17 protein-coding genes and 1 pseudogene are annotated in these 18168 nt (G+C 66.2%); 12 read left to right on the top strand and 6 right to left on the bottom strand.

The genetic code is table 11. The annotated features are described in order from the left end of the window. Positions 1–24 precede the first annotated feature (24 nt). Genes KOF26_RS00090 through KOF26_RS00080 form a run of 3 tightly spaced genes read left to right on the top strand, consistent with a single transcriptional unit; the run spans position 25 to position 1741 of the window. Positions 25–804: a TatD family hydrolase gene (locus KOF26_RS00090; RefSeq protein WP_216318114.1), complete on the top strand. Its 780-nt coding sequence runs from the start codon at positions 25–27 to the stop codon at positions 802–804. After that, positions 801–1568, top strand: a complete 768-nt coding sequence (locus tag KOF26_RS00085; RefSeq protein WP_216318111.1) for an MBL fold metallo-hydrolase — start codon at positions 801–803, stop codon at positions 1566–1568. The genes KOF26_RS00090 and KOF26_RS00085 overlap by 4 nt, the downstream gene beginning before the upstream one ends. Beyond that, a complete protein-coding gene (locus KOF26_RS00080; protein ID WP_216318108.1) occupies positions 1568–1741 on the top strand; it encodes a hypothetical protein in 174 nt (57 codons plus the stop codon). The genes KOF26_RS00085 and KOF26_RS00080 overlap by 1 nt, the downstream gene beginning before the upstream one ends. A gap of 5 nt (positions 1742–1746) precedes the next feature. Here KOF26_RS00080 and KOF26_RS00075 read toward each other — a convergent pair whose 3' ends face one another. From KOF26_RS00075 to KOF26_RS00065, 3 genes are all read right to left on the bottom strand, one after another. Further along, a complete protein-coding gene (locus KOF26_RS00075; protein ID WP_216318105.1) occupies positions 1747–2142 on the bottom strand; it encodes a MarR family winged helix-turn-helix transcriptional regulator in 396 nt (131 codons plus the stop codon). Between the two features lie 26 nt (positions 2143–2168). Next, complete coding sequence (locus tag KOF26_RS00070) at positions 2169–3083, bottom strand: dienelactone hydrolase family protein (protein ID WP_216318102.1); 915 nt, start codon at positions 3081–3083, stop codon at positions 2169–2171. 155 nt (positions 3084–3238) lie between these two features. After that, positions 3239–4390, bottom strand: coding sequence for a ScyD/ScyE family protein (locus tag KOF26_RS00065; protein ID WP_216318099.1), 1152 nt, complete (start codon positions 4388–4390; stop codon positions 3239–3241). Positions 4391–4752: 362 nt separating this feature from the next. Between KOF26_RS00065 and KOF26_RS00060 the strand changes: the two genes are divergently transcribed. The 3 genes from KOF26_RS00060 to KOF26_RS00050 all read left to right on the top strand — a co-directional run bounded on the left by KOF26_RS00060 (position 4753) and on the right by KOF26_RS00050 (position 6966). After that, positions 4753–5541, top strand: a complete 789-nt coding sequence (locus KOF26_RS00060; protein ID WP_216318095.1) for a DUF2189 domain-containing protein — start codon at positions 4753–4755, stop codon at positions 5539–5541. Positions 5542–5818: 277 nt separating this feature from the next. Beyond that, on the top strand, positions 5819–6229 hold the full coding sequence (locus tag KOF26_RS00055; protein ID WP_253200891.1) for a thioredoxin family protein: 411 nt from the start codon (positions 5819–5821) through the stop codon (positions 6227–6229). An 8-nt stretch (positions 6230–6237) separates the two neighbouring features. Continuing rightward, positions 6238–6966, top strand: a complete 729-nt coding sequence (locus KOF26_RS00050; RefSeq protein ID WP_216318090.1) for a cytochrome c biogenesis CcdA family protein — start codon at positions 6238–6240, stop codon at positions 6964–6966. 138 nt (positions 6967–7104) lie between these two features. Here the strand turns inward: KOF26_RS00050 and msrB are convergent, their stop codons facing one another. After that, positions 7105–7647, bottom strand: a complete 543-nt coding sequence (msrB, locus tag KOF26_RS00045; RefSeq protein WP_216318087.1) for a peptide-methionine (R)-S-oxide reductase MsrB — start codon at positions 7645–7647, stop codon at positions 7105–7107. 93 nt (positions 7648–7740) lie between these two features. Here msrB and msrA point away from each other — a divergent pair, with 93 nt between their 5' ends. From msrA to KOF26_RS00020, 5 genes and pseudogenes are all read left to right on the top strand, one after another. Next, positions 7741–8412: a peptide-methionine (S)-S-oxide reductase MsrA gene (gene msrA / locus KOF26_RS00040; RefSeq protein WP_216318084.1), complete on the top strand. Its 672-nt coding sequence runs from the start codon at positions 7741–7743 to the stop codon at positions 8410–8412. Positions 8413–8580: 168 nt separating this feature from the next. Then, positions 8581–9221 (top strand): annotated as a pseudogene (locus KOF26_RS00035) (DUF1109 domain-containing protein). 110 nt (positions 9222–9331) lie between these two features. Next, the gene (locus KOF26_RS16940) at positions 9332–10138 is read left to right on the top strand and encodes a spondin domain-containing protein (protein WP_363181469.1); all 807 of its coding nucleotides are present in this window, start codon (positions 9332–9334) and stop codon (positions 10136–10138) included. 175 nt (positions 10139–10313) lie between these two features. Beyond that, complete coding sequence (locus KOF26_RS00025; RefSeq protein ID WP_253200890.1) at positions 10314–10688, top strand: carboxymuconolactone decarboxylase family protein; 375 nt, start codon at positions 10314–10316, stop codon at positions 10686–10688. Positions 10689–10814: 126 nt separating this feature from the next. Continuing rightward, a complete protein-coding gene (locus KOF26_RS00020; RefSeq protein ID WP_216318081.1) occupies positions 10815–11531 on the top strand; it encodes a DUF1223 domain-containing protein in 717 nt (238 codons plus the stop codon). Between the two features lie 482 nt (positions 11532–12013). On the opposite strand, the gene KOF26_RS00015 is transcribed toward KOF26_RS00020, so the two are convergent. Both KOF26_RS00015 and KOF26_RS00010 read right to left on the bottom strand, forming a co-directional pair. After that, positions 12014–14437, bottom strand: a complete 2424-nt coding sequence (locus KOF26_RS00015) for a zinc-dependent metalloprotease (RefSeq protein ID WP_216318078.1) — start codon at positions 14435–14437, stop codon at positions 12014–12016. A gap of 87 nt (positions 14438–14524) precedes the next feature. After that, positions 14525–14770 (bottom strand): hypothetical protein, encoded by a 246-nt coding sequence (locus KOF26_RS00010; protein WP_216318075.1) that lies wholly within the window; start codon positions 14768–14770, stop codon positions 14525–14527. Between the two features lie 330 nt (positions 14771–15100). Between KOF26_RS00010 and KOF26_RS00005 the strand changes: the two genes are divergently transcribed. Beyond that, a complete protein-coding gene (locus KOF26_RS00005; protein WP_253200889.1) occupies positions 15101–18004 on the top strand; it encodes a TonB-dependent receptor domain-containing protein in 2904 nt (967 codons plus the stop codon). The last annotated feature ends 164 nt before the right edge of the window (positions 18005–18168 follow it).

Genomic DNA, 18168 nt, shown 5'->3' with positions numbered 1-18168 from the left:
GGGCAGGGTGCCTATCTGGCGGCCATGTTTGTCGATAGTCATTGCCACCTCAATTATCCCGGCCTGGTCGAGCGTCAGCCGGAAGTGCTGGATCGCGCCCGCGCCTCGGGCGTCGGCACGATGCTCAACATTTCGACCCGCGCGCGGGAATGGGACGAGGTCATCGCCACCGCGGATCGCGAGGCGGACGTGTGGGCCTCGGTCGGCATCCATCCACATGAGGCCGACCAGCATGCCGATATCGACACGGCGCGGCTGGTCGATGCTGCCGCCCATCCGCGGGTCGTCGGCATCGGCGAGAGCGGGCTCGATTATTATTACGACAAATCCGATCGCGCGCAGCAGCAGACGAGTTTCCGGGCCCATATCGCCGCCGCCCGCGAAACGGGGCTGCCGCTGATCGTCCACACCCGCGACGCCGAGGCCGACACCATCGCCATCCTGCGCGACGAGATGGGAAAGGGGGCCTATCCGGCGCTTATCCACTGCTTCACGGCGAGCGCCGATTTCGCCCGGGCGGCCCTCGATCTCGGGCTCTATATCTCCATTTCCGGCATCGTCACCTTCAAGAATGCCAAGGACTTGCAGGACATCGCTGCAACCCTTCCGGAAGATCGCCTGTTGATCGAGACCGACGCGCCGTTCCTCGCGCCGGTGCCCCATCGCGGCAAGCCGGGCGAGCCGGCGTTCGTCGCCGACACGGCCCGCTTCCTTGGCGGGCTGCGCGGCGAGGAGGTCGCCGTGCTGGCCGATCGGACCGCGGACAATTTCTTCGCGCTCTTCGCGAAGGCGCGCCGCGCATGAGGGTCCGGCTGCTCGGCACCGGCACCTCCTCGGGCGTGCCGCGCATCGGCAATGACTGGGGCAAATGCGATCCCGCCGAGCCGAAGAACCGTCGCCGCCGCGCCTCGATCTTGGTGCGGACGGAGACCACCACCATCCTCGTCGACACCTCGCCGGACATGCGCGAACAGCTCCTCGATGCCGATTGCGGGGCGGTGGACGCGGTCATCTGGACGCATGATCATGCCGATCACACCCACGGCATCGACGATCTGCGCCAGCTCTGGTTCGCCAAGCGCGGCGCGATCGACTGCTACGCCCGTCCGGAGACCATGGCCTCGATGCGGGCGCGCTTCGGCTATGCCTTCCAGGGCAAGGATCAATATCCGCCGACCGTGGTCGGCCATGATCTGCCCGATGATTTCACGATCGGCGACATCCGTATCCGCGTCGTCGACCAGCCGCACGGCGCGATCACCTCGGCCGGGCTGCGCTTCGACTGGGAGGGCTATTCGGCCGGCTATTCGACCGATTTCAATGCGCTTACCGATGAGATGGCGGCGCTGTTCCGGGGCGTCGAAGTGTGGGTGCTGGACGCGCTGCGCGTCACCCCGCATCCGACCCATCCCAATCTCGAAAAGGCGCTGGGCTGGATCCAGCGCCTCAAACCGGGCTGGGCGGTGCTGATGCACATGGACAACAGCATGGATTATCGCACCTTGCTTCGCATCCTGCCGGACGGCGTCGAGCCTGGCTATGACGGCATGGAACTGGAGTTCGGCTGATGGACGCGGATCGCGCCGTCGATGTGCTGCTGATCCTCGGCATGCTCGTGCTGGTCGGCGGCAGCATCGCCGTCCGCCGCCTGCCGGCGCGCTCGATGGCGCTGATGGCGATCGCCTGGATCGCGGTGTTTGCGCTCGGCGTATTGCTGATCCGCATGTTCGGCGGCGACTGATCGGCTCAAAGCCCGCCGATCAATTGCGTCAGCAGCGGCCGGATGCGGCGCAGTTCCTCGCGGTGGACGCGTGAGAGGGAGGCAAGCACCGCCCGGCCGTCCTCGGTGAGCGCGACGGACACCTGCCGGCGATCCGCCGTGCCGGGCTTGCGGCTGACCAGCCCCAGCTTCGCCAGCCGGTCGACATGCTCGCTGGCGCTGTGCGGCTTCAGCAGCAGAAACTCGGCGAGCGCGCCGACCAGCATCTCGCCGCCGGCCGCGCGGATGGCGAGCAACGCCTGATGCTGCTGCGGAGTCACCCCGGCGGCGGCGGCTGCCTCCTCGCTGAAATGGAGGAAGTGGCGCAGCTCGTAGCGGATCCTCGCCAGCGCCACATAATGCTCGTCGGTCAGATCATCCATTCATGCCCCCGGGGGCCACGCGGCGGTCAGGCGGTGCGGGTATATTGGTTGAACCATTCGATCGTCCGGTTCCACGCCTGCGGCGCCGTCACCTTGTTGTAACGCTCGGGCGTGGCATCGTTGAAGAAGCCGTGGACGGAGTTCGGCCAGACATGGCCTTCGTGGCGGATATTATGCTGTTTCAGCGCCGCCTCCTGGGCCGGATAGCCTTCGGCGAGCCGGGTATCGAGCGCGCCGTGGTGGATGAGGATCGCCGCCTTGATCCGGGGCACCTCGGCCGCCGGGGTCGGCGCGCCGTAGAAGGGCGCGGCGGCCGACAGCTCGTCGCCAAGTATCGCCGCCAGCGCGTTGGAGGCGCCGCCGCCGTAGCAGAAGCCGGTTGCCGCGATCCTGCCATTGCATCCGGGATGCGCCTTCAGCCAGCGCGCGGCCGCGACGAGATCCTCGGTCATCTTGTCCCGATCGATCTTCGCGAACATCTGGCCGCCCTTATAATCATCGCCCGGATAGCCGCCGAGCGAGGTCGTCGTGTCGGGCGCGAAGGCGATGAAATTCTCCAGCGCGAAGCGCCGTGCGACATCCTCGGTATGCGGGTTGAGACCGCGATTCTCGTGGATGACGAGGACGCCCGGCAGCTTTGTCGAGGTCGCCTCCCGGGATTCGGCGCTGAACGGCCGCACCAGATAGCCGCGGATCGAACCATTGCCCTTCGGCGACGCCACCGTCTCATAGCCGGCGCGGATACGCTCGTCGTCGCGGCGGATCTGCTGGGCCAGTGCGTAGTTCGGCATCAGGGCAGCGATGATCCCGCCGGCGGTCATGCCGGCGCCAGCGCACCGGCTGATACCGGCGGTGAAGGCCCGGCGGCTGATCTCCCCGTGAACGAAACGGGTATAGAGGTCCACCGCCTCGGCCGGGATCTTCCCCTGTCCGCTCTCCATGTTCCTTCCCCTCGTCGACATGTGCGCGGTCCAGCCTGCATCGGCCTTCCATGCGGGGCAAGTGCTGCGTTGGGCGGTTGCGTTGTAGTGAGAAAAGGGGAAGGGCGCCCGGCCGTCTGGCCGGACGCCCTGTTTGCCTCGGACGCCGTCGTCGATCAGGCGTTGGCGAGGACGGGCTGGCGGCGGCGCGCCATCATGCCCACCGCGCCGAAGCCGATCAGCATCATCGCCCAGGTCGCCGGCTCCGGCACGGCGAAGATGCGCAGCACCTGGCCGACGCCTGGCGCGGAGCTGTTCTGGGTGACGTAGAAGGAGCCGTCGCGGCCGATCTCCAATCCGGTCGAGGCGAACAGGCCGCCATAGACCAGGCTGTGCGTGCCATCGGCGTTGAGCTTCTGGATCGAGCCGAACGGCCCGTTCTGCAGGCCGTTGTCGGCGATCTGCAGCACATAGAGGCTGCCGTCCGCGCCCCAGGCGATGTCGGTGATGTTGGTAAAGCCGGTGGCGTAGATCGACTGGATGCCGGTCAACGGATCGATGCGGAAGATATCCGCGCCGCCGACCGGGAAGGGAAAGCCGGTAAGCTGCCCGACATAGAAGGCCCCGTCCGGCCCGACCGACACACCCGTCGGCACCGCGTCATAACCGACGTCGGCGAAAGTGCCGGCGGTAGACACCGCGCCGCCAGCGGTGACGTTGAGCAGCGAATTGCCGCCGGCATCGGTGACCAGCAGGCCGTTGGCGCCGGCGGTCAGGTGATAGGGGTTGCTGTCGATCTGGTCGCCGGTCGGGTTCTCCGAAGCCTCGTAGCCGGCGAGGTCGGCAATCTTGGTGACGGTGGCGCCGGTGAAGGAGTAGAGCGAGCCGAGGTTGGCCGCCCCGGGCGCGGAGCCCAGTTCATTGGTGCGCACGGCCGGATTGGCGCCGAGGCCGACGACGAAATAGCCGACGCCGTTATAGAAGGCGATGTCCTGCGGGCCGGATGCCGAGCCGGTGTTGATATTGGTGAACGAGGGCAGATCGCTGATGATGCGGGTCTGCACGCCATTGTCGACCCTGGAGATCGCGCCGGTGGTGCCATAGGCTGCGGGGCCTTCGCCGGATGGGCCGACCGGGCCATTGTTGAACGTGCCACCCTCGGCGATGTAGAGCGCGCCGTCCAACCCGAAGGCGAGGCCGCGCGGATTGTCGAGCCCGGATGCGATGATCGAGCTCTGGTAGACGACGGCCTCGGCCGGCGCCGCGGCGATGGTGACGGCGGCGAGCGCCACCGAGGCGAGCGCGCCTATTCTTCCTGCAAGTCTCATGATCGATCCTCCCTGTGATGAATTCGAATGTGCATCCGCCCGCACGAGGAACGCTGGGGTACCCAAGACGATTTTCTAATAAATCGAGTATGATAGGACAAAGGCACGGCTAAGACCAAGGACATCGCAATGAATGTTCTTGTTCTTTCCGCGGCACGCCGAACCGGATCGTCAGCTGAAGAGGGCTCTCCGAACTCGAATCGGCAGAAACCGCCGATTCCTCTATATATTTAGTTAACGATACATAGGTTCTTCATGCCCGGCAAGAAATATGACCTCGATTTCCAGCAATATGGAGCGGTGGATTGCCGCCCGGCTGGGGGAGGCGTATGATCCGCGAGCGGGGATCAAAGGAGCGCGTCATGGCAATTGCCCATGTCGAAGGCATCGATCGACCTGTCGAAAGCTACGAGGTTCGCACCATCGAGACGGCGGACCTGCGGAGAGCGCTCAGCGAGGGCTGGGCCGATTTCATGGAACGGCGCGGTGACTTGCTCTTCGCCGGCATCATCTATCCGGTGATTGGCTTTGTCGCGGCGATCGTGGCGTTGCAGGGTTCGCTGGTCCATCTGCTCTTCCCGTTGCTCGCCGGTATCGGGCTACTCGGCCCGGCGGTGGCGATCGGCTTCTACGAACTGGCCCGCCGCCGCGAACAGGGCCTGCCGTCCGACTGGTCACATTTTTTCGACGTGGCGAAGCGCCCGGCTTTCGACGCGATCGTCATCGTCGGCGGGCTGTTGCTGGTGGTGTTCTTCGCCTGGATGGCGGTGGCGGCCGGACTCTATCTGTGGCTGATCGGGCCGGTGCCGGAGACGGTGAACGGCTTCCTGACGCGCTTGTTCACCACGCCCGAAGGCTGGGCGCTGATCGTGCTCGGCAACGCCGCCGGGCTATTCTTCTCGGCGCTGGCGCTGACGGTTAGCGTGGTGTCGATGCCGATGCTGGTCGACAAGCCGGTTGATGCCCGGACCGCAATTGATACCTCCGTGCGCGCTGTCGCGGCGAACAAGGGCGTCATGCTGCGCTGGGGCCTGATGGTCGGCGCGCTGCTCGTCCTTGGTGCCATTCCGGCGCTGATCGGCCTGGCGGTGGTGCTGCCGGTGCTCGGCTATGCGACGTGGCATCTCTACACGCGGCTGGTCGTGCGCTGATCCGGCACGGCGGGGGGAGTGTCGGTGGCGGGAGATAGCCGGATTCCACGACCGTGCAGGCTGCCAGAAGACGAGTGGACAATTTAGGGGCGCGCCCGGGCGCTGTTCGGCGTGCCTCGCTTATCACGACCGGCGCCGGCCACCGCCTCGCGCATGCAGCCCTTGACCGCCCCCGTCCGGTAAAAATCATCGTCGTGAGGCCGACCTTCTCGACCATGTGTAACCGCGCCCGGCGATGGCCCGTAGGAAGCGTGCTTCACAGTTTCAGGGAGGCCCTATGCGCCAGTCTTCTTTCGCGGTTTTGGCGGCTCTTGCTGCCGGAGTTCCGACGGTCGTCGCCGTTTCGCCCGCCGCCGCCGCGGCTCCCGCGGTACAGCCATTCAATCAAGCTGCGTTCGATGATGCGCAGAAGGCGGGCAAGCCGATCATCGTGTGGGTTCATGCGCCCTGGTGCCCGGTCTGCCGCGAGCAGGCCAAGACCATCGCCCGGGTGACCGCAGAGCCCGCATATCGCGACATGCAGGTGTTCCGTATCGACTACGACACGCAGAAGCCACTCTGGCAGAAGTTCGGCGCCACGATGCAGTCGACGGTGATCGCCTTCCACGGCAAGCGCGAGACGGCCCGGATCGCCCACGAAACCGATGACGGCAAGGTCACCGCGGTGATCCACAGCGCGATCGCCTGACGCCGAGGATGGCGTCCGCTCTCAATCCCGCGCTCGCCTATGCGGCGGGCGCGCTCACCATCCTGTCGCCCTGTGTGCTGCCGCTGGTGCCGATCGTGCTCTCGTCGGCGGCGCAGCGGCACCGCTATGCTCCGCTGGCGCTGGCGGCAGGGCTGGTGGCCGCATTCACCGCGACGGGCTTCATCGTGGCCGCGTTCGGGCAAGCGCTCGGGATCGACACGCTCGTCGTGCGCGCGGCCGGGGCGGCTATCCTGTGCGCGGCCGGCGTAATCCTGCTCCTGCCGAAGCTGCAGGACGTGCTCACCCGTATCGCTACCCCGCTTGCCGCGTGGGCGAGCGAGCGCCAGTCCTCGCTGGACGGCAGGGCGGGATTGTGGGGGCAGGGGCTGGTCGGGGCGCTCCTCGGCATCGTCTGGGCGCCTTGCGTGGGTCCGACACTGGGCGCCGCGGTCGCACTTGCGGCCGAAGGCAAGGACCTGGGCGAGGTGGCCCTCGTTATGGTTGCCTTCGGGCTCGGCATCTCGACCGTGCTGCTGGTCATCGCATTCGCGGCTCGCGGGGCGCTCGCCCGGTGGCGTGGGCGGATGATGGCGGCCGGCGGACGCGGGAAAGCGGTGCTGGGCGTGCTTCTCCTCCTGGTCGGCGTCTTCATCCTGACCGGCTTCGACCGGAAGGTCGAAGCGTTCGCGCTTGATCATTTCCCGGACTGGATGACCGAGTGGTCGACCCAGTTCTGACCCTTCCAGTCCAACGGCCGTGGCGGGGCGGGCGGCCGGCAATCGCCTTGGGACGAAGCCGGTGAGGTGATCGGCCCGATGGGACAGGACCGCCTTGAGGTCATGCGCCATCGGGCCGCGATGTGCGCAACGCTTGATTCACCTCCTGGCCACGCCTCCCGGGGACGGTGCAGGTGCGGCCGGAAATGCCGGGAGCGGCGCGAAGTGCATCGCGTCGCCGTTCATGCAGTAGCGAAGGCCGGTCGGCTTGGGCCCGTCGTCGAACACATGGCCGAGATGCCCGTCGCAGCGTGCGCAGCGCACTTCGGTCCGCTCCATGAACAGGCTGGTATCGCTCTTCGTGGCGATCGCATCGGGGAGATACGTCCAGAAGCTCGGCCAGCCCGTGCCGCTGTCGAACTTGGTGCGCGCGGCGAATAGCGGCAGCGCGCAGCCGGCGCAGAGGAAGGTGCCGTTGCGGTGCTCGGCGTTGAGCGGGCTCGAGAACGGGCGCTCGGTCGCGGCCTGCCGGAGCACGGCATAGGCTTGCGGCGAGAGGCGCCGGCGCCACTCAGCGTCGCTCAGGCGCAACGGGCGGGGCGCGGCCGCAAGCGCCGGCAGGCTGGCGGTGGCCATGGCGGCGCCGGCGAGCGCCAGGGCGCTGGTGGTGAGGAAGGCTCGGCGATCGGATGGGTGGGTCATGATTGGTGATACGTCCGATCGGCCGCCGAGGTTACGCGTAACGCCACGACAGGGATCTGCGTATGTCAGGGTAGTCAAAGGAGTTTTCCGGCCATGCGTTCAGTTTCCTACCTCGGTTTCGGCGGCGTCCTTGTGCTGGCCATGGTGGCGGCATCCTCCGCTGTTGGCGCGTCCGCGGAAGCATTTGTCGACGCACCGCAGCCCAGCGTCACCGCCCCTGTATCCGGCAAGACCGAGACCGCGGTCTTCGCCGGCGGATGCTTTTGGGGCGTGGAGGGCGTGTTCGACCATGTGAAGGGCGTCGCCTCGGCGACGTCGGGCTATGCCGGCGGGCGGGCCGGCGCCGCGACCTATGAGGAGGTGTCGACCGGCACCACCGGACACGCCGAGGCGGTTCGGGTCATATTCGACCCCGCCAGGGTCAGCTATGCCGACCTGCTGCGCGTCTATTTCTCCGTCGTGGCGGACCCGACGACGTTGAATGCGCAGGGGCCTGATCATGGCTCCCAGTATCGCACCGCGCTGTTCCCGCAGTCGGCCGCGCAGGAGCGGGTCGCGCGTGCCTACCTCCAGCAGCTCACGGCGTCGCATATCTTTTCCCGCCCGATCGTCACGCGGATCGAGCATGCAGATCACTTCTATCCGGCCGAAGGCTATCATCAGAACTTCATGGCGAAGAACCCGACCTACCCGTACATCGTCATCAACGACGCGCCGAAAGTGGACGCGCTACGCCGCATGATGCCGCGCCTCTATCGGTCGTAGGATCGCTCGTGCCGCCGGAGATCCCAGGAACGTCGGCAGCAGCTTTGCAACTGATCGCGGCCAACCGACATAGGCCCGGGTTGAGGACGGCAACGAGCGAAGCCCAGCTCAAGTCGAGGCGATCCTCGCGGCCGAAGGTTTCGAGGATGCCACCAAAGGCTGCTCATGATGAACAACGATCAGCTCATTCAGGCGCTGAGCCGAGATGTTCGATCCGTGCCGCGCCACGCCGTCGTTACGCGGATCGGCCTGGGCATCGCCGCCGGCTGCGTCGCGGCCATGCTGCTGGTGACGGTGACGCTCGGCGTCCGTCCGGACCTGCGCGTCGCGATGCACGGCTTCTCCTTCTGGATGAAATGGACCTACACGATTTCGCTCGGGCTCGGCGCGGTATACGGGATCTCGCGTCTGGCGCGACCTGCGCCGGGATCGCTCGGCGGACTCTGGTTTCTGGCGGCGCCTGTGTTGATCCTGGCAGGTGTCGGGGTCGGCGAGCTCGCCCGGACGCCCTCATCGCACTGGCTCGCGATGTGGCTCGGACGCAGCTGGATGGCATGTCCGTGGCTGGTTGTGGCGCTCGCCGCGCCGATCTTCGCCGGGCTGCTCTGGTCGTTCCGCAAGCTTGCGCCGACCGCCTTCGCGCCGCCGGCGCGGTGGCGGGGCTGGGGGCGGGCGCCTGGGCGGCCACGATCTATTGCCTCCACTGTCCGGAAGTCTCCGCGATCTTTGTGCTCACCTGGTACAGTCTTGGAATAGCGCTTGCAGCGGGGGTCGGCGCGTTGCTGGGGCCACGGCTGCTTCGCTGGTGACTGCGGCCCGTCCACGCTTCGCCGCATCCGCGCCCGGGACTGTAACGGCGGTCTCACGGTCGACGTACTGCCGAACGCAGGCATCCCGTCTGCTCAAGGGAGAATGCGTCGTGAAGCAGATCGCGAGAATGGCAATTCCGGCCGTCCTTGTCGCCGCAGCCGTGGCCCAGCCGGCCTTTGCTCAGCGCAAGGTCACGGTCACCGTGCAGAACATCGCGCCGCCGACAAGCGTCGGTGTCGCGCCGCTCAACGTCGGCTTCAGCGGCGGCACCTTCGATGCCTTCGATCAGGGCGGCCCTGCCGCCATGCCGATCGTCACGGCGGCCGAACTCGGCTCTGGCACGGACTGGCTATCGGCCTTTGCCGCGGCAGATCCGGCTGCGGTCCTCGGCACGGTGGGTGGCGCCCCGATGCCCCCGGGCGAGGTGGCGAGCGCGACCTTTACGGTCGACCCGGCGACCAACCCCTTCTTTTCATTTGCGGCGATGGTCGTGCCCAGCAACGATTCCTTCATCGGCAATGATGATCCGCACGCCTATCGCCTGTTCGATGCAGCGGGCAATCTGCTGATAAGCTCCATCACGCAGACCGCCGGCGATATCTGGGACGCCGGCTCGGAGCTCTTCAATCCGGCAAATGCCGCCTACATCGCCGGTGCCGACGCGACGCTGCGTGATCCGGAGAACGGCACGGTCTCGCGCAGCTTCGCCGACTTCAGCAAGTTCAACGGGCTCACCACGGCGCCGGGCTATAGTTTCAACAGCGGGCTTTCCGCCGAGACGCCATTTTACCGCATCACCTTTTCCGCCGCCGCCGTTCCGGAGCCGGCAACCTGGGCGATGATGATGCTCGGCTTCGGCCTCATCGGGGCGGTGGTGCGCAAGGACACGAGGTTCGCCGGTGCGGCGACGGCATGATCAGGCCCGGCGATTGTCCACGCCACGTCCCTGATTGACGGCCGAAGGCTGGGGAGGAGCGGATCGGGACGACCCGCTCCTCCCGTTCATCCGTCCCACAGTCGGTGGCCGGCGACGAGGATTTCGTCATTCGGTCAGCTCTGTAACCCCCGCCCCGGCCGGCACGTAGGTCCTCATGCTGACGGCGCGCGACGGGCAACGTCCGACCCGGCCAGAGCATCCACCTTCGAACGACGACGAGGAACGCGACATGCACGACATGGGTAAGCTGAAGAAACTGAAGAGCCTGGATGCGGGCGCGCCCGACGCGATGTCGGCCTTCTGGGAGTTCGACAAGGCCGTGTTCAGGGACGGCGAGATCTCCGCGCTCAACAAGCAGCTCATTGCCGTTGCCGTCGCGCTCACGACGCAGTGCGTCTATTGCATCGAGATCCATACCAGGCAGGCGCGAGAAGCCGGCGCAACCGATGCGCAGCTCGCGGAAGCGACCACCGTCGCTGCGGCGATCCGCGCCGGCGGTGCGATCACCCACGGCACGCACCTGTTCTGAGCCGATTCATGATTTGGCCGGTCCGCTTTATCGGGCCGGCCTATGGTCGTTCAGGCGCCTGCCGGGGTCTAACGGGCGCGGCCGAGGGCAGGCCCAGATCCACGGAACCAGTCGAGGAGCATCACGATGAAGAGCCAACATTGGATCGCTGCGACTCTCGCGCTGGCGGCTGCTGGCGCTGTTGGCGTCTCCGCAGCATCCGTTTCGCCGCCGCCTGCCGCCGGCTCGCCGGTATTGGTGGAGCTGTTTCAGAGCCAGGGCTGCTCCTCCTGTCCGCCGGCCAATGCGAACCTCAATGCGATCGCCGATCGCCCGGACGTCATCCCGCTGTCGTTCGCGGTGACCTATTGGGACCAGCTCGGCTGGAAGGACACTTTCGCCACACCCCGGTTCACGGCACGGCAGTGGGACTACGCCCATAGCGCCGGGCGCGGCGAAGTCGCGACGCCGCAGATGGTCATAAACGGCGGAAAGCAGACGATCGTCGGTAACGATCGCCAGCAGCTTGAAGCGGCGATCACCGCGGCACCGCGACATTCTGGTCCGCAGATCCGGCTGACTGGCGACAAACTGTTTATCGGCGCAGCGCGCGGCGCGCCAACGTCGACGATATGGGTCGTCCGCTATGACCCGCGCGTCAATAATGTGCCGATCCGCGCCGGTGAGAATGGCGGGCGCACGCTGCCTCACCGTAATATCGTCCGCCAGCTGACGGCGATCGGCACCTGGTCGGGCGCCGCATCGAGCTTCGCATTGCCGCCGAACCCCAACCCTGTCTACCGCACGGCGGTCCTCGTGCAGTCCGGCAAGGGTGGCCCAATCGTCGCAGCAGCGCGATCGTGATGATCCCGTCCGGCGCGTCCACGAGATCGGCATGGTCGGGCCTCACGGGCTCTCGCGCGCCGCGCTCGTGACCACACCCATTATCCTGATTGACTGGAGCTTCCCCATGAATGCGAGGGGGGGGCAGAGGAATATGGTGCCAGGACATGCCCGGAGCGACTCTTCCTTCCGCCATCAACACAAAATCGCAGCGTTGCTCGCCCTGAATGCCAGCCTGCGGCAATGGGCTCCGGCATTCTCTGGGGCTACGTAACTTGCGATGCCCGCTGGCGGACACCGGGATCATCATCCTCCGGGATGGGGCTGATGCAATCACACTCGCCTTGGAGGGGAGGCTGGATGCCATGGCGATCGCGGCATGGACGATCGCATTGCCGCGCGACCGCCCCGACGGGACGTCGCTCAGTCCGATAATATATATTATGTAAAATCGGACCCGGGCAACGGCGGGGTTCACCGCCGTCGCCTCTGCGGTCCGCGGCCTACATCACGTCGTCGAACCAGTCGCTCTCGCTGCTGCCGATCGGCATGCCCGGCGGAATGGCCGGCGCTGCGGGGCGTTTGGCGAGTTCGCGGGTCAGCGCCCCGTCATTGGACAGGATCTGCGCGACGCTGCGCGCCCAGGCGCCATCCTCGCCGGTGCCTGCCGCCTTCAGCCGGTCGGCCAATCCACGCAGCCGATCATTGATGAGCGCGGCCACATCGACGGAAGTATCGTTGTCGCGCGCCGTGCGCGCCATCGTTAGGATCGTGCGAAACGCGATGCGCCGTCCGACCGCATCCTTCCGCGCGTCCACCGTCGCCGCGAGCAGCCTGTCGAGCAGCCGGTCCACGCCGAGATAGGCCGGATCGCGGCGATGCTGCTCATAGACGCGGGTCAGTCGCGCCGGCGCCAGCAGCGAGTCCAGCGTCATCTGCGCCGCCGCGTCGGCCGCGACCAGCGGATCGAACGCCGAGGCCGAGGCATTCTGGAACACCTCCAGATTATATTGCAGGTCGCGCCCGCCGTTCACCGCGGCGGACAGCGGCATCACCAGCCGGTCAGGCACGGTCAGGGCATCGGCGGACAGCGTTGCGAGCAGCGCATCCAGCGCCGCCATCTGCCTCGCGGCGGGCACCGGCTGGGCCGGCGGATGATTGTCGCCATTGACGGCGTAGCGATAATCGATGCCGCCGATCAGCTTGCCGGTAGCGTCGATATTGTAGCGATGCAGCAGCCACACCGGCACGAACTTGCGGCGCAAGTTCGAAAGAGCCTCGTTCGGTTGCAGCACGGCCGTGCCGAAATTGGCGAGCGCGACCTTGCGCACCGCCATCATATGGCCGAGCGCGTCGACCGGATCGGCGCCGTCGTCCCACATGCTGCCCCACGGGCTCGGCGTGTCCGGCGCCCGTCCGTCGACGTCCGTGATGAACAGCAGGTCCTTGGCCGCCAGCGCCTTGCGACGCGCCGCTACATCCGGATCCTCGCCCGGCTTTGGCTGGCCGTAGAGCCAGTCGACGGTGAAATCGTCCCACGGCCCGCCGCCCTTGGCATAGGCGTCCGACAGGTCGATCTTGCCGTTGGTCAGCTTGATGCGCGGCGGCGGATAATCCATCACCGTGGTGCGGTCCTGGATGCTGCCGGCGAAATTATGCATGAAGCCGAGCGCATGGCCGACCTCGTGCGCGCCGAGCTGGCGGATGCGGTCCAGCGAGACGCGCACCGGATCGTTCGGCCCGCCCTTATTGTCCTGATCGGCGCCGACAAGGCCTTCGAAGATGATCATGTCCTGGCGCACGCGCAGCGCGCCGATGACGACATTGCCCTTGATGATCTCGCCGGTGCGCGGATCGGTGATGCCCCCGCCATAGGACCATCCGCGCGTCAGCCGGTTGCTCCAGTTGACCATGGAATAGCGCACGTCGAGCGGATCGGCGCCCTCAGGGAGGATGCGTGCCTCGAAGGCGTCGATCAGGCCGGCCTTGTCGAATGCCGTCCGCCAGTAATTGACGCCCTCCATCAGCGCGGTGCGGATCGGCTCGGGCGCGGCACGATCGATGTAGAAGATGATCGGCTTCTTCACCCGCGAGCGCGCGGCCGACGGATCGACCTTCTCCAGGCGGAAATGATTGGCGAGCTGCTCGACCACGGGCTCTCCGAGCGGCGTGCCATAATCATAATGCTGGGTGACGAAGCTGCCGGCGCGGACATCGAACTTGCGGGTCTGGAAGCCCGGCCCCGGCAGCCGGATGAAGCTGTGGTGGACGATGAAGCTGACCTGCTTGGGCTCGGATGCGATCGCCGAGACGTCCCGGCCCGGCGCGTCGGAGGTGTAGGTTTGCAGCGCCTCCATCTCGACATTGTCCGGGAAGATTTTCACCGACGACGGATCCGCCGCGCTCAGCGTCTCGGCGAGGCGGAACCCCTTCCCGCCCTGGTTCAGCGTGTCCGCGATGCCGACGAGGTCGCGCGTCAGGAACGGCGCGATATCCACCGTCGTCGTGCCGTCCGGCCCCGTGCCGGCGATATCGAGCATGACGATGGTGCTGAACGGGAAGCTGTCGCGGCCGCCCGCCTGGACGCCGGCGTCGCCGCTCGCCTTGAAGCGCGGGTTCTCGAAGGTGACGGCGATCTTCTTGCCGATGCGGCGGAAGGCGAGAATCTGCTCACCGCCCAGCATGCCGCGATCGAGCCTGAGATCCGCCGAGCCGAGGCCCGTGCGCAGCGCGCTGGCATAGAGATAGCGGCCCGACACCCCGTCCCTGTCGGGCGGCGGCAGCGTCATCAGGATGCGTCCCTCGGCAGCGACGACGCGCACCGGCATCAGCGCTCCGCCGCCGCCGGCCGGCTGCTGGGCGACGGCCGGAGCTGCGGCGAGCGCGAGCAAGGCGCAGCCAGTACCGATCAGGATCTTCCGCTTCATGAAATCATCCCCTTGTTTCGCGCACGCCGGACGGCGCCACGGGAGCGATCCGCAAATATCTGCTGCCCCGCCCCTCCCCGGACAGCCTTAGGCTAGCATGGCCTTGATTGCATTTTCTGTCATTTCTTCGCCACCCGTCTTGAGGCCATGACGCTTTCGGTCGTGCAGGCGGGTATCGTGCGCCGAATCCGGCGCGCTCGTCGCCCCGAGCGCCGATTTCCGAATCTCCTGCGGCCCTCCCTGCGCTTGCACCGGGATCGGATGTCGCGAACCGAAACCCGGCGAGCAGTTTCCGGCGTCGATTACCGATGTCGCGCCGGAATCTGCAATCACCTCTCTGATTGCGTCCGGATAATTGTGGGAACCGCAATCACCATTCTGATAACGTTTAAGGATAGGGGCAGCTGGCAAATTAGCTCCAATAGGTATGGCAGGCGCTCGGACGACGGGCGTGTTTATGTCTGAATATGAGCAGGTTGTTATTGCAGTTATACAATATAGTCGCCCCGCCAAGGCGACGAAAAAGCATAAGAAAAATGGAGAGGATTGCCCGAAATCATAAAATCGGGGGCAATCATGACGATACTACCGGGTTTCATCGCATCCGACGCACGTAGCAGCTGGCGTTCCCTCAGGCATCGCAGCCTGGCGACGGCAGGCATGATGGCTCTCTGCGTTGGCGCTCAGGCTCAGGCTCAGGATGCCGCGCCGGTGATGGCCGCTGCCGATGCAGCCGCGCCGACCGTCGATGATATCACCGTCACCGGATCGCGCATCGTTCGCGACGGCTATAGCGCGCCCACCCCGGTCAGCGTGATCAGCACCAAGGAGTTGCAGGCCGAGGCGCCGGCGAGCATCGCCGACTTCGCGGCCACCCTCCCCGCCATCCGCGGCAGCCAGAACGGCGCGACCAATTCCGGCCGCCTCTCGGCGGGTGAGGCGGGCATCTCCGCGCTCAACCTGCGCAATCTCGGCGCCGTGCGCACGCTGGTGCTGTTCGACGGTCAGCGCTCGGTTGCGTCCTCGGCCACCGGGCTCGTCGACACCAACACCTTCCCGCAGGCGCTGGTCGAGCGGGTCGAGGTGGTGACCGGCGGCGCCTCGTCGGCCTATGGCTCGGATGCGGTGGCCGGCGTCGTCAACTTCATCCTCGACCGCAAATATACCGGCGTGAAGGGCAGCTACGAATATGGCGTCACCACCTATGGCGACGTGCCCAACCACAAGGTGACGCTGACCGCCGGCATGCCGTTCGGCGGCGGCAAGGGCCATATTCTCGTCAGCGGCGAATATTTCAACCAGCAGGGCAAGAGCACGATCGATCGGAAGTGGAACAGCAAGGGCCACTTCATGATGGTCAACCCGGCCTGGACGGCGACCAACGGTCAGCCCTATTATCTCGTGTCGGACGGCATCGGCGTGCGCAGCATGACGCCGGGCGGCCTCGTCACCAACGGCCCGGCCGGCATCCAGGACACTTATTTCGGCACGATCGATCCCGCCACCGGGCGCGCGACGACCGGCCAGTTCGCCGCCGGCGCGCCGGTCGCCCGGACCAGCGGGCAATGGATGCTCGGCGGCGACTGGCAATATAGCCTGGACGGCTTCGTCGGCACCAACTCGCTGATGCCGGATGAGGAACGCTACAGCGGCTTCGGGCGGGTCAGCTGGGAATTCTCGCCGGCGCTGCAGGTCTATGCCCAGATGGCCTACAGCCATTATAACGGGCTGAGCTATTACCAGCAGACGCCGAGCACCGGCGTCTCGATCCAGCTCGACAATGCCTTCCTGCCAGCCGCCTTCCTGAGCCGCGTCAACGCCTATAACGCGACGGTGCCTGCCGCCCAGCAGCTCCGCTCGATCACCATCGGCACCACCAATTCCGGCATCCCGGCGGCGGGCAGCGACAACACCCGCCAGGTCTATCGCTACGTGCTCGGCGCCGAGGGCGGGTTTGAGGCGCTGTCGCGGGAATGGAAATGGGATGCCTATTATCAGAAGGGCATCGCCAAGACGAACGAGAGCCTGATCAACACCTGGAACACCGCCCGCATGGCGCTGGCCCAGGACGCCGTCTTCGCGCCGGCCGGCAACAGCGCGGGCATCGCCGCCGGCACCATCGTCTGCCGCTCGACGCTCGCCAGCCCGAACAATGGCTGCGTGCCGATCAACCGCATCGGCGTCGGCGGCGCCAGCCCGGCGGCGATCGACTATATCTTCAACAATGGCGACCAGCCGCTGCGCAAGCAGACGCTGAAGCAGGACGTCGCTGCGTTCAACCTCTCCACCGCGGACCTCTTCGAGACCTGGGCCGGCCCCGTCTCGATCGCGTTCGGCGGCGAATGGCGCAAGGAGCAGGTGAACGGCAGCGTCGATCCCCAATTCGCGTCGGGCTGGCTCTACGGCAATTATCTGGTCACCAAGGGCTCCTACAATGTGAAGGAGGCCTATCTCGAGACGGTGGTGCCGCTGTTGCGCGGCATGGACCTGAACGGCGCGGTGCGCGTCACCGACTATTCGACTTCGGGCACGGTCAGTACCTGGAAGCTCGGCCTCACCTATCAGGTGATCGACGACATCAAGCTGCGCGGCACTGTCTCCCGCGATATCCGTGCGCCCAATCTCAACGAGCTGTTCGCCCCCGGCATCCGGCGGACCAATACGGTGCAGGTGCTCCAGCCCAACGGCACGGTGCGCAGCGACGAGATCCTCGAGCAGGTGATGGGCAATCCCGGCCTCAAGCCAGAAGTGGCCAAGACCTACGGCGTCGGCGTGGTGCTCACGCCGCGCTTCCTTCCGGGCTTCGCCATGTCGGTGGATTATTACGCGATCCGCATGACGGGTGCGATCGGCAGCCTGAGCGCAGCCAACATCACCGATCTCTGCTTCCGCCAGAACATCGCCTCTGCCTGCGCCAACATCGTCACCGCCGACGGCGGCGCGCTGACGCCGGCGTCGGACATCTCGATCGTCAATTCGACGTCGCTCAACTATTCGGAGACCAAGTCGCGCGGCATCGATTTCGAGGCAAGCTACCGCCGGCCGGTGCTGGCAGGCAATGTCACCGTGCGCGCGCTGGCGACGCGCTATATCAGCGTCTACACCAATAATGGCATCGGCGTGCCCAGCCAGGCGGCCGGCCAGAACAGCGGCAGCACGCCCGACTGGAGCTATCGCCTGTCGGCGGGCTATGATCAGGGGCCGTTTTCGATCAGCGTCGTCGGCCGTGGCGTGAGCGGCGGTGTCTACAACACCCAATATGTCGATTGCGAAGCGTCCTGTCCGGCCAGGACCCAGGCGCAGATGGCCGCCGACAACGGCTACAGCATCAACAACAACCGTATCCCCGGCGCCTTCTACGTCGATCTCAACACCAGTTACGGTTTCGAGATCGGCAACAGCAAGGCGGAAGCGTTCCTGTCGATCAAGAACATCTTCAACCGGGATCCGGTGCTGGTCGCCGGCGATATCACCGCCAACAACACCCCGTCCGCCGCCCAGACCAACCGCCAGCTCTATGATGTGCTCGGCCGGGTGTTCAGGCTCGGCGTGCGCTTCTCTTACTAAGATCCTGTTTGCATCCGGGGAGATGGATATGAAGTTCGCCCGCACGTTGATGACGGCGCTGATGACAGGCGCGATGCTGATGCCGGGTATGGCGGGGGCGGCGGCGGGGCCGGGGAGGCTGTCGCCGCTGAAGACGGAGGCGATGGCCAATGTCGATGCGCATG

The sequence above is a fragment of the Sphingomonas quercus genome (genome assembly GCF_018863195.1).
In the GTDB taxonomy this organism is placed as follows: Bacteria; Pseudomonadota; Alphaproteobacteria; order Sphingomonadales; family Sphingomonadaceae; genus Solisphingomonas; species Solisphingomonas quercus.
The sequence above is the reverse complement of the archived record's forward strand: the minus strand, read 5'-3'. Positions and strand labels throughout refer to the sequence as shown.

Bases quoted from the DNA above. Each gene is read 5' to 3' on its own strand.
- KOF26_RS00085 (WP_216318111.1), top strand. From the start codon at position 801: ATGAGGGTCCGGCTGCTCGGCACCGGCACCTCCTCGGGCGTGCCGCGC.
- msrB (WP_216318087.1), bottom strand. From the start codon at position 7,647: ATGACCCACCCATCCGATCGCCGAGCCTTCCTCACCACCAGCGCCCTG.
- KOF26_RS00060 (WP_216318095.1), top strand. From the start codon at position 4,753: ATGGCAATTGCCCATGTCGAAGGCATCGATCGACCTGTCGAAAGCTAC.
- KOF26_RS00005 (WP_253200889.1), top strand. From the start codon at position 15,101: ATGGCTCTCTGCGTTGGCGCTCAGGCTCAGGCTCAGGATGCCGCGCCG.
- KOF26_RS00075 (WP_216318105.1), bottom strand. From the start codon at position 2,142: ATGGATGATCTGACCGACGAGCATTATGTGGCGCTGGCGAGGATCCGC.
- KOF26_RS00025 (WP_253200890.1), top strand. From the start codon at position 10,314: ATGCTGACGGCGCGCGACGGGCAACGTCCGACCCGGCCAGAGCATCCA.
- KOF26_RS00055 (WP_253200891.1), top strand. From the start codon at position 5,819: ATGCGCCAGTCTTCTTTCGCGGTTTTGGCGGCTCTTGCTGCCGGAGTT.
- KOF26_RS00015 (WP_216318078.1), bottom strand. From the start codon at position 14,437: ATGAAGCGGAAGATCCTGATCGGTACTGGCTGCGCCTTGCTCGCGCTC.
- msrA (WP_216318084.1), top strand. From the start codon at position 7,741: ATGCGTTCAGTTTCCTACCTCGGTTTCGGCGGCGTCCTTGTGCTGGCC.
- KOF26_RS00065 (WP_216318099.1), bottom strand. From the start codon at position 4,390: ATGAGACTTGCAGGAAGAATAGGCGCGCTCGCCTCGGTGGCGCTCGCC.
- KOF26_RS00070 (WP_216318102.1), bottom strand. From the start codon at position 3,083: ATGGAGAGCGGACAGGGGAAGATCCCGGCCGAGGCGGTGGACCTCTAT.
- KOF26_RS00090 (WP_216318114.1), top strand. From the start codon at position 25: ATGTTTGTCGATAGTCATTGCCACCTCAATTATCCCGGCCTGGTCGAG.
- KOF26_RS00020 (WP_216318081.1), top strand. From the start codon at position 10,815: ATGAAGAGCCAACATTGGATCGCTGCGACTCTCGCGCTGGCGGCTGCT.
- KOF26_RS00080 (WP_216318108.1), top strand. From the start codon at position 1,568: ATGGACGCGGATCGCGCCGTCGATGTGCTGCTGATCCTCGGCATGCTC.
- KOF26_RS00050 (WP_216318090.1), top strand. From the start codon at position 6,238: ATGGCGTCCGCTCTCAATCCCGCGCTCGCCTATGCGGCGGGCGCGCTC.